The organism is Pseudomonas sp. NCCP-436 (genome assembly GCF_019656335.1).
Taxonomy (GTDB): Bacteria; Pseudomonadota; Gammaproteobacteria; order Pseudomonadales; family Pseudomonadaceae; genus Aquipseudomonas.
Window position 1 is genome coordinate 1 of the sequence record NZ_BPLZ01000027.1, and the last position, 10,952, is coordinate 10,952.

8 protein-coding genes and 1 pseudogene are annotated in these 10,952 nt (G+C 55.6%); 2 read left to right on the plus strand and 7 right to left on the minus strand.

All coding sequences use genetic code 11. The features are described from left to right. Nucleotides 1-122, plus strand: a pseudogene (locus tag NCCP436_RS17260) (IS3 family transposase); the annotation flags it as partial. Nucleotides 123-411: 289 nt separating this feature from the next. On the opposite strand, the gene NCCP436_RS17265 reads toward NCCP436_RS17260, so the two are convergent. From NCCP436_RS17265 to NCCP436_RS17285, 5 genes are all read right to left on the minus strand, one after another. Beyond that, nucleotides 412-2,244: an AIPR family protein gene (locus NCCP436_RS17265; protein ID WP_220805204.1), complete on the minus strand. Its 1,833-nt coding sequence runs from the start codon at nucleotides 2,242-2,244 to the stop codon at nucleotides 412-414. Further along, nucleotides 2,244-3,260, minus strand: a complete 1,017-nt coding sequence (locus NCCP436_RS17270; protein WP_220805205.1) for a PD-(D/E)XK motif protein — start codon at nucleotides 3,258-3,260, stop codon at nucleotides 2,244-2,246. Before NCCP436_RS17270 ends, NCCP436_RS17265 begins: the two co-directional genes overlap by 1 nt. Beyond that, nucleotides 3,244-6,087 (minus strand): Z1 domain-containing protein, encoded by a 2,844-nt coding sequence (locus NCCP436_RS17275; RefSeq protein ID WP_220805206.1) that lies wholly within the window; start codon nucleotides 6,085-6,087, stop codon nucleotides 3,244-3,246. The genes NCCP436_RS17270 and NCCP436_RS17275 overlap by 17 nt, the downstream gene beginning before the upstream one ends. A gap of 13 nt (nucleotides 6,088-6,100) precedes the next feature. Next, a complete protein-coding gene (locus tag NCCP436_RS17280) occupies nucleotides 6,101-7,543 on the minus strand; it encodes an ATP-binding protein (RefSeq protein WP_220805210.1) in 1,443 nt (480 codons plus the stop codon). Nucleotides 7,544-7,619: 76 nt separating this feature from the next. Next, on the minus strand, nucleotides 7,620-9,218 hold the full coding sequence (locus NCCP436_RS17285; RefSeq protein ID WP_220805207.1) for a DNA cytosine methyltransferase: 1,599 nt from the start codon (nucleotides 9,216-9,218) through the stop codon (nucleotides 7,620-7,622). Nucleotides 9,219-9,247: 29 nt separating this feature from the next. Between NCCP436_RS17285 and NCCP436_RS17290 the strand changes: the two genes are divergently transcribed. Further along, nucleotides 9,248-9,670: a very short patch repair endonuclease gene (locus NCCP436_RS17290; RefSeq protein WP_115299280.1), complete on the plus strand. Its 423-nt coding sequence runs from the start codon at nucleotides 9,248-9,250 to the stop codon at nucleotides 9,668-9,670. 2 nt (nucleotides 9,671-9,672) lie between these two features. Here NCCP436_RS17290 and NCCP436_RS17295 read toward each other — a convergent pair whose 3' ends face one another. Continuing rightward, nucleotides 9,673-10,644, minus strand: coding sequence for a hypothetical protein (locus NCCP436_RS17295; RefSeq protein ID WP_220805208.1), 972 nt, complete (start codon nucleotides 10,642-10,644; stop codon nucleotides 9,673-9,675). A gap of 100 nt (nucleotides 10,645-10,744) precedes the next feature. Beyond that, the coding region (locus tag NCCP436_RS17300) for an integrase core domain-containing protein (protein ID WP_220805209.1) at nucleotides 10,745-10,952 on the minus strand (208 nt) is incomplete at its 5' end.

Consider the following 10,952-nt stretch of genomic DNA (forward strand, 5'->3'; position numbering starts at 1 on the left):
AAGCACGGGCGGATCTATTCGACTACATCGAGCGGTTTCATAACCCACGAATGCGTCGTAGAGTCGCCCGGCAAGATCTGAAGTTTTCAGCCCTTTTCAAACCGTCCGTGGAAATGGGGTAGAACCCCTGTCGCTTCCACCAGCTCCGGCACCGTCCGGTTCAAGGGCGGCATCATCTGCCGCACCACCCACTCCCGATGCTCTATCGAATAACGCGCCACACGGCTCTCACTTCCGCCCACCGACCAAGACTCATCGAATCAACTCACACGACAACTATCCTGACGCGGCGGGATCACGAACGGCCAAACATGGCCTTGGGAGGCATCACCCCCAAACAGAAGTTGACCCTCGCGGCCTGACCTCTACTTCTGGCGTGTGCTGAAAATAGGGGGATTACCCAGCCAATGGTTAGGATAATTCGGTGATATCACCTAGCTCAGAAGAGTAGGAAGTGTCCCTTACTCTCCACCAGCATTCGATTTTCTTGGCCCACTCGGAGATCATTTTCCCGCCGGCTCCTCGATGAAGTGCGTCATTGACCTCTTCCGCCCATATCGCGATCTGGCGATGAAGTTGCGGTGATATTGATTGTTCTTGCCAGATGCGGTTCAGATTGAGGGTCGCTCCCAGCTTGAGCGCTAGAATCGAAACTGTGTAGGACGTGATGTTGGCTTGGAATGCCGGGAACATGGGGCGGATGATTTTGTGAGCTGACTTGAACAGGATCGCCTTCGCGATCATCTTTTTGTACTGCTCCTGATCCGGTATCACGTTCTCACCAGCACTTTCCCTTTCCATCAGCTCATCCATGAATGCCTGGAAGTTTTTCTGACTGCCGAGGCTGACGATATGGGGCTTCTGATCCCAGGCAAACAGGAATTTAGCTAGGTCGGGCTTGGTAAGTTTCCGGTAAGGGGGAATTGTCGCCTGGAGTTTTTTCTTCTGTGCAGGGGTAGTTGCTTCTTTCTCCAGCATCACCTTGTAGCTGCCAGCTGAGCGCTCGTAGAACCAGCGTCCAACTCCATCGGGGCAGTAAGTACGCATGGACAGTTTTTCCAGCTCGCGATGGAAGGGCTTGTTGGCGGAAAGGTCGGACTGTTTGACAACGTTCTGACTGTTCGCATACCGCGATATATTGGCAATCAGTTCCTCATCATCAGCCTGCCCGGAGCGGAGCACGATGATCTTGGCCGGAACCCGCACACTGGAAAGATCGATGTCCGGATGCTTTTTCTTGGCGAAGTAGATGGAAGCAGTAGTCTGACCGCCATTGACGATCTGCATGCCCTGGAGCCAGAGAATGCCTGTCGAACCATCTGCCGCGGTATCGAGCTTGGCCTGGTCGGCAACAACGACGATGCCGTTGTTATAGGCCATGAAACGGTCGGGGTGGTCGCGCAGGCTGTCACGGATTCCCTTGTTGACCCCCTTGCTGCTAACTCCCAAAAAGGAGCGCACGTTTGCCTCGAGGATCCGGGGACCATACTTCTCGTAGAGGAATCGCAGGGCTTCGCCGGGTACGGCTGTCAGGGCGTAGTCATACTCATCGTCTCCGGATCCTGGTACCCACACGCTGGGCAGCGCAGTGCCGCAGATGTCCCGGAAGTTGACTACCAGCTCATCGCGCGGACGGCCCTGCTGCCAGTGGTTGAAGAGGCGCTGTATGTCCATGACTTCAAGGCGGACCTGCTTGCCCTCGACATCCTGCGGTGCATAGTTTCTGGTCTTGGCTACAGCATCCGTGATGACGAAAATGCGGATGCTATCCAGCGTCTTGAAGATGCGCTCGACTTCGGTAACAAGAGCATAGGCATCATTGGTTTCATCGAGCTTGCCGGATAGCTGGCCGGTTGCGCAGAACCTCAGGAACTGCAGTCCTTCCTTGGCGGCTTTTCCGATCTCTGGGTCCGGTAGTGGCTCAACCTCATCGAGCCCTTTGTAAAGGCTGACGAAAAGATCTAGACGGTCAGGGTTGCCCGTTTCGTCCGTAGTGTCTGATACAGCATACCCACTAATCTTTACCTTGTAGTTGGATCCTCTGCCTCCAAAGCTTCCTGGCACGAGTGCTTCATAGTGGCAAACCGTAGGTTCAAAGGTGATCCCCTCGTCTGCCATATGTGTCATCACATGCTCGGTGAATACGGCCTCAGGAGGAATGGGGGCCTCCCCAGGGCCGATATCCTTTTCAACTTCATCGCGAATCGCGGCCTGCGTTTCACGCAGAAAGTCGACGAGTTCCATCAAACGACTCCTAACTGTTCGAGTACATCATTTAGCGAGTGATCGGCTGCCGTAACGAGAGACAGATCCAGCTCATATGCAGCATGGCGGATTGCCGACGAAACGTTGAAGGGGGTTAGCCTGGGAAACTCCCCGTCCACCAGATGCAACCTTGTGTCGGCCAGCAGGAATCGACGTGTATAGACTGCCGCGTGCATGTCCAGATATCCGGCCTTATGGAGAGCCAGCTCGAAAAGGCGCATTGCGCTGGGGTCAGCGTCAAGGCGCTGTCGAGTTGCATCAACGAGCTCAGTGAGCGTTTTACCCGCTTCCTGGGCGCTGAATCGAAGCCCAGCCAGAAAGAGAGGCGGGCAGTTTGTGTCATCCAGCTGCTCAAGCGAGCCAATTCGAACAGGAAAGCCGTCCGGAATCATTGTCGACTTGATTTCCACGCTGCCAAGGCCGACCTGGAAGTCGTGCAATCCGTCATGCGGACCTTTCCATGCGTCCACTGCCGTGAACTGAAGGATGCCTGCATCCAGCAGAAGATTCAGAAATTGCAGCTCCCCGACCAGCCCCAGCTCCTTCTCTGGGCCCAAGCCTTCTTGTCCTTGACGCATGAACTCCTGCCAGCCCCGCACCCGCCCGAGGAAGCGCTGATAGAGCGTTTCCTCCGGAGAATCGCTGAATGACTGGAGGAGGTGCACGATATCGGAAGCTACCTTGGCAAACAGTTCAAGGCTGCCAGCGGGCTGACGAACAATGGCTAGCCAACTGTGATCGCCGCCAGTTTCGCCGAGTGTGGCTCGCTCCATACGGAAGCCCTGCCCTTGGGGAAGCTGAGTCTCCGGCGCGATTTTTGTAGTCGCAAATCCGACCAGAACCGCTTCCTCGTTACCTGGTGAGTGTCTGGCTGCCTTGATTCGGCAGGAGCCCGTCTGCTGAACCAGATCTATTGAGCGCCAGCCGGGACTGGTGGCATTGCCGGACAGTGCTTTCCAGACTCCCAGAATTTCGAGGTCACTCACTTGAGCCATACTGCTGCTCCCAAAGCACATTGGTGACCAGATAGGGCACGGATTTGCCGGCATTACTGGAGGGGAAGCTGATGGCAAATGCCACGACAGGTGTGGTTACACCGCTGACGTCTGAGTCCTCGGGATCCAGTAGTGAAATGATAAGGAGCCCCTTATCCGGTCGAGGTTCTATTCCATCTGCACCCAGGCCTTTTACATGCCTGATTGCAGGACCGTTGGGGGTTTCGGGTGGCTCTTTGCGTCTGGAGCGCCCCGGGTCTTTCACCCAGGCTCGTCTGGTTAACTCAAGCGCTGCGTTCCAAGCGGCCTCATCAAGATCCATGGCCTCGTCTTGGGGGGATAGCAGTCTGCCGATGGAGTATTTGCCTTCTCCTTCGGTCGCCTTGTTCTTTCGCTGCATCATTCTGACGGAGCTGCCGACGACATCTAATGTCCTCTCTGTCCCACCGCCTATTACAGCCACAGTCCAAGAGGTCAGCTCCCCGGAAAAACTCATTTCTTCAATGAAGTCTGCCAGAAGATCACTCTTTACCTTTCTTGAGTCGGGATGGGTCTGATAGCCACGCAGAAAGCGGGTAACCGATTGCGCTGTTGCGTCGGTCCACTGAATCCCGCTCCAGCTATCCTTCTTGCCATTGCGCTGCTGCGGAGGAATTGGGGAAGGACTTCCAAGCTCATCAGCAAGGGTCATGAGAGTCGACAGATTCTTTTCCAGAATATCCTTGTCGGTGTAAAAGCTGACAGTCTCGACGACATCGCCACTGAAAGAGAGATACAGGGTTTTGGCTGTGCGCATCTTCAGCGGCGATGTGACCATAAGTACTGGGTGAGAGCGCACCTTGAGGCCGTACTCTCTGGGCGTCAGCCTGCTCTCCATCATGAAATCGAACTCGGCCCGCAACTCCTCGGCGGCGTCGGCAATATGTTCGAACCACTCAACCAAATCACTGGTCGTGTAAAGGCGGCACAAATCGAGGTAGCCGGGCCGGTAGCCAAACCAGCGTCCCATCTGCATCAGGGTGTCGTACATCTTCGATGCGCGCAGGAAATAACTGGTGCAGAGCCCTTCGAGGGTCAATCCTCGAGCAAGCTTGTCGCCGCCGATGGCAATTACTTTTAGTCCCGTTGTGCTGTCGGCATAGTCAAGAACATCCGTGGCCTTGCCGTTGATCATGCGCACATCGATTTCATCAAGCACATCCAGCAGTACAGCCTCGATGTCCTGCCAAGAGTTGGCGGGGTGGTGCGACTCTTCCTCTATCTGGGCTGCGATCTCGTGGCTGGTGCTGACAAAGTCTCTTTCCCAGAGGCTCCTCAATTCCGCCAATGCGCTCAGATGGTCGGTGCGCCTCCTGAATCGTTGCTTCAGACCGTGAATGTAGCCCAGAACCTGGCGGTGGACATGCTGCTGCACCTGATTGAATCTGGTTACGTGAATCAGCATCGAGCTGTGCTGGGCGCCCTGTCCGCGAAGGCCTCTGATCGCGCATGAAAGAATGAATGCGTGTACGGCCTCGGTCAGAGAGGCAGGCATTGCGTCCTGACCTTCAAGTAGTGGGATATGGCTGCTTTTGTGGCTGACCGGCATCCAGCCACTCTTGCCGTCTTGGGAGCACTGATCCTTAACTATTCGGACCAGGTTCAGTGCACCCGTGCGTCCGCTCTCACCGGCGAGCCCGAATACCCTCGAAGGCCCTACATAGCTGGACGGCGCCGAGAGATTGGTGATGAAGGCGGAGGGGAACAGGTCCGGGCCTTCCTTGGCGGTTTCACCGTGCTCGTGAATGTAGATGTTGGCGAATGGGGTGGCGGTATAGCCGACATAAGCCTTTCTTGAGAACGCATGGAGAATCTGGCGGATCAGGCTGTTGATGGCTGTCGGCTCATGATCTAGATCGGGGTTACCGTCTTCGTCGACAACCTTCTCGCCGGTGTCGACAGATGCGTGGTCGGCCTCGTCATCAATTATCAGCAATGGCAGATGTGTAACGAGCGGGCGACCGCTTTCCGGATCCTTGGTTTCGGCTACATGGGACTGGATCCAGGTGAGCAGCCGCGTCAGAACCGTCTTGTTCTTCTTGACGACAAACAGCCAAGGGCGCTGCTCCGGAGAGACGCCCAGATTCTTCGCAAACTTGGTGTTGAAGTCGCCGGTTTCCGTTCTGTTGGTCACATACTGGGGGCGCAGTGCCGGAGATGGGTCGATTTTGCCGACCCCGATGAGTTTGTTTCCTTCACCTTCGATGGCACTTGTTTCGTAGCCCAGAAAGCCCTCGTCCAGACGCATCTGGGTCTGTGCTCGCAGGTTGTTGTGCAGCCCCGCAAGCACAATGATGATCTTGTAACCGGCGTCTGCTGCCTTGCAGATGAGGCCAGTGTAGTTGCCGGTCTTGCCCGACTGTACATGGCCAACCACCATCCCTCGTCGATCCCAAGCACCATCTCGCTTTGGGTCTTCAAGCATCGACAGAACGTTGTCAGTGGTCTTGTCCAATGCTTCCATGGCGCTAAGGGGCAATTTCAGCTCCTGCCACTCACGGTAGCGCTGCCAGTATCGCCAGTCCTTCTTGCGCTCGCTTGTGAGCCATGGCTCATGCCCAGTGGTGTCAATCAGGGATGAGTCATCCCCAACCCAGACACTGAAGCGTCTGATCAGCTCCTCCGTGACCGAGTCGCGATCGAGACCCTCGGCCTTTCCGGGCATTATCTTCAGCACCATGTCGATCTTCTGGGAAATGAGCTGAGGGGTGATCGCCGACTTGTCCTTTTCATCAGCCAGCATTTCCTGAACGAACTTGACCACACTCCATTTGTTTTCCTCAGACATGAGGCGGCACTCCTTAAAGACTGTCTGGCAACGCGCTGATAAGAGCAGGGTATGCGTGGAACGGCTCCATTTGCTTCAGCTGATCCTTTGCTGCGCTGGTGGAATAGCCCTTTCTTTCGATCATGTTGCGGTACATCACCATCATGATGTCGCTGACTTCTTGCGACGGCGTCCTGTCGAATCCTGTGCAGGGGGTGTCCTTGTTTTCGGCGGTATCGATCCAGATTCGTTGAACCGGAACAGTCTCTTCGATTACGCGGAGCATTGCCTTGAGCTGGGGTAGGAGGCTGCCAGCATCATCCAGAACCGCTCTTATTGCCGGATGTTCCGTGTCGATCCGATACCGCATGCCATCCGAAAGTCTTTCGACCTTCCAGGCCTCTGCAATCTGTCTGTTGCCCAGCATGGTCGGTTTGCCGCGATGGGCAAAGGCTCTTCTTGCGCGGCCCCGCGTAACCTCGGCAAGCCTTGTCAGCCAGTCCCGCAGATACACTGGAGGCCGTGCAGTTGATTTCCTGATGTCGATCTTCCAGTCCGCATCTGCGGAGTTCGGTATGTCGAGGCGAATTCGGGCAAGGCGATGAGCTTCATCCTTAGTCCATGAACGTCCTGTGCCAAGTCCTAGCCAGCTGCCTGCCACCAGCAGTCTTTCGTTTCGATAGATGTAGAAACCCTGCTGTGCAGTCCAGCCTTCTGGGCCGGCCAGGCACTCGAAGTCTGCGGGGGAGAGCATGTCCTTATGCGGCAGAACGTGGCACTCGGCCTCGATATCCTTGCGGCTAGGGTGTTTGAACACCGGGGGGTTATATGGCTTTCCGGGATGATCCGTCATGAAGGGATCCCAAGGTCTGACCGGATGGCCATTCAACAGAATTCGCAGTCGGGGCCTGGTGCCTTCCAAATATCTGTGAAATACCATTCCCAGGTGCTGTTCGACTTTGTCGACCAGATTGAGAAAGTCCTGCACTGTTGTCCCTGGCGTGACGATGCGATCCAGCTCTTCCCAGAGAACCAAGGTGCCCGTTGTGCTTGCGAGGCGTTCCAGAAAACCCTCAGAACCGGGATGGGGGCCCTCTAGCAAATGCCAGCCGTCGTCGGCGCTGTTTGCCAGGAAGTCGAGATCCCAGCGGAGAGTCTGTAGACCATCGGAGCCACGTGTTGCAACGGTCATCCTTCGACACTGGGAAAAGGACGCAGTCTTTAGACCGAGGCCGAAACGTCCCAGATCGCCTGCCGATCTCTCCTGGAGAGGACTCCGATCGCCCAGACGCATGGCCCGATCGAGTCCGTCTGCAGTCATCCCCGAACCGTTGTCCAGGCAAAGCACCCGGCTATCCTGCTCAGCCCAGATGAACTCGATATGTACTTCGTTCGCGCCGGCAGCAATGCTGTTGTCGATGATGTCTGCTAGAGCTGTCTGGGTGTTGTATCCCAGCCCACGTAGTGCTTCGACCATGGCGCTGGCCTTGGGAGGAGCACTGCGGCTTTTGAAGGAGGATGGCATGGCTGGACTCCCTGTCTGCACAGCTCTTCTATCGAGCTGCCTTTCCGCTGTTGATGATACGGGCGACCACGCCGGCGATTTGATTCGCCAGAAGCGGGGGAACCGCGTTGCCAACCTGGTGGAACTGTTGGGTTCGGTTCCCCAGAAAGAAATAGTTGTCTGGAAAGGTCTGTAGCCGGGCTGCTTCGCGAACAGTCAGGCTGCGGCACTGCCTTGGGTCGTAGTGAATGAAATAGTGACCGTCCTTTGCAATGTGGCTGGTGATCGTCGTGGACGGAATCCCCCTGCGCTGAACACGGAAACGATCACTGAACTTGCCGGTTTTCCAGTTCTTGTGGTCTGGCTCCAGCCCCGGGAGATTGAAGTCGTGGTGGCCTTTGGGAGAGTCTTCATAAAGCTCGGCATACTCAGCCGCGTAGACGTATCTGCGCAGGTCGGATTCCATGTGTCCACGAGCCTCGTGGTTTAGCCAGTATCTGAGACGATCATCAAGGAGCCAGCCATCCAGATGTGTGCCTGTCAGCCCATCCCATTCGCTGTTGCGGTGAACGCGGAGTGCACCATTGCTCATCCCCTCACCCGAGAATGTGCTTGCAAGTCTTTCTAGGCGCTTTGCGAGTGTGAGTCTGCGGGGGACATCAGTCAGCTTGCTGCACTCGTGACTTAGCATCTTCAGGTTCTGGCGGATTAACTCTGCCCATGCCTCTGGAGAGTCCTTCATTCGTGTGAGCGTGCTTCGCAGAGGTGGGAGGCGGCCAATTACCTGGTCTATTGAGGGCCCGGTCGAGGGGACAAGTTTGTGGTCGCCCAAGGCGCTGAAATATTCCTCCGAAACCCCTAGGAGAATGACCCGGTGTCTTGCCTGCGGAATCCCGTAGTTCTCTGCTCGGATGATGTAGTTTGCCGGGTCGATGCTATCCGGAGATGCACCATCTTCGAAAATATCGTCTGCAACGAGAGAGCAGATTCTGTACTTAGGGCCGTTGCCGTTTTCTCCGAATGCCGCATCCGGATCTGAAAGGTCCTGCAGGATCTTCGGGAACATCTGCTCGCCAGCGACACGTGAAGAGAGGATGCCTTTGACGTTTTCCATTACAAAGACGGCGGGGCGCTTCTTTTGGATGATGCGCAGGTACTCTCGGTACAGAAAATGGCGATGGTCGTCCTCTGCCCTGTAGTTTTGCTTGCCGCGATTTCTCGCCCGGCCAACTATAGAGTAAGCCTGGCAGGGTGGACCACCGATCAGAACCCATGGCTTGGTCTCGTCCAAGCGGGACTTGAGAATGCGGTCGAGACGTTCGTTGCCCTCTGCGGTACCCAGTTCGAGCTGCTGCGCCTCTAGTTCGGCGTGCCTCCAAGCATCCCGAGTTCTCCTAGTATATGGCGGGGCTGCATCAGCGGTTTCGCAGAAACTGTAATATTCCTCTAGATCTTCAGGCTGGTTGCGCTTGAGAAGCCTGTAAAAGGCCCTCAGCTGAAGAGTGGAGTGCGCAGACTTTTCCATTTCGGCTGAGACTTTGATTTCAAACACCTCGCCTTGGTTGTCTGCATAGGATGAAAACCCTTCTCCCAGGCCACCAGGGCCTGCAAAGAGATCAACGACCTGAATGGGGTGGGTACGACTCATGAAACCACGCTGTCTAGAATCGGTTCGTAATGGACATCGTTGAGCCAGCCCTGAGATCCAGAATGATGTCTGGAATCCGGGGCAAGGACACGAAACCCGAAATGCTTGTGCGCAGGTTTTTGTATGCCCACGGCTATCGTTACCGGCTGCATCGCAAGGATCTGCCGGGAAAACCAGACATTGTACTGTCTCGGTTGAGAGTATGTATCTTCGTACATGGATGCTTCTGGCATCGCCATCCTGGCTGCCGATTCGCTGTGCTTCCCAAGACTCGTACAGAGTTCTGGGAAGCCAAACTCTTGGGGAATGTGGCAAGGGACGAACAAGCGATTAAGTCTCTGAATGAATCTGGTTGGAGGACGATTGTCGTATGGGAATGCCAGCTTCGCGGATCATCGACTGTTCTGCATGAGCTGCTTGGGGAGCTGCAAAAGCTTGCCTCGCGTTCCTGAAGTCACCTAGGCCACCCCTCCTTGTGATTCTCATTGAGAGCAGACAGTACTTGCTCGACCCATGAGTGGCATTCCCATCCACCAGAGTCCGTCTTCTTAAGGTAGTGGCCGAGGGAGCCCAGCAGAAGGCGACGAATTTCCGGCATTGGGTATCCAAGCACCGTTTCCGCATGTACTGCCCTGTCACCCGGATTGTCAGAAAAATATCTCAGAAGATCGAGGGCAGTGTTGCCTAGCTGCAAGGTTCTCTCGAGCAGTGCGCTCTCGTTAAGGAATGGGGTGTTTATCGGGTTTATGAAGGTCTCTTGTTCAGTCAGATCTTCAAACCCCGGGATGGGCGCGCCTGACTCTCTTGCGCGGTATGAACCGATGCTTTCCTGCAGGTTGCTAGCGGTAGCCCTGAGTGAGCTGTCGTCCACATCCGGCTTTTCTGAATCATCTAAACACGCGGACCACTCCCAATCCATATCTACTCCAGATAGGTGTGCTGATTCCAAGGGCAGCTCGGCTACAGAGGAAGGGGGGATAACAGCGCTATCTTGAGTCCTTCCCGCTCGCTCCCGGAACAGCGCCTGCATTTGCAAAAGTCGAAACAGCCGGTGAGCGTTGCGATGTTCTCTGAGAAAGTCCACCAGCAGCTCGCGGGCTTGCTGTTCGAATCTCAGCGCCACCAGAGAGGCTACAGCCTTGGTTACACCAAGCGGTAGGCTTCCCCTAAAGCAGTCCCGCAGCAGCTTCTCGCAGGAATCTGTTTGATCAGGAAGCACCGGCGGTAAAAGATTCTGGATGAGAGCGGCCCACTCTGCGGAGCTACATTCCTGGTTGGCAGGCCCATCTAGCTGGATGCAGCCATCGACAACAGGCCAATACTGCTCGCGATACTTGACCGTAGGCATGCCTTCGTTGAGCTGGGCTGAGCACACGATCCGGTCAATCTCTCGACCGTCGGACATTACTCGAATGATTTCTTCCATTGCCTGATCCGTGCTGCTCAGCTCCATACCTTGGGCCGCCGTAGAGGCCCTATGCCATATGATGCCCTCAAGATGGTTGGCATCCAAGTGTGTGTAGTGGTCAACCCATCCCGGACAGTGGGTTAAGTTTTTCTTCGGCCACCGCAGGTGGCAGTCCGTCGTTGAACTGATGAGGCCTGATCCAGTTGTAACGGTGCATCAGGTAATGACTGATGTCCCGTTGAGCTTCCGAAGCGGTAACGTAGCCTGTCGCCGGAATCCATTCGGATTTCAAGCTGCGGAACAATCGCTCCATCGGTGAGTTATCC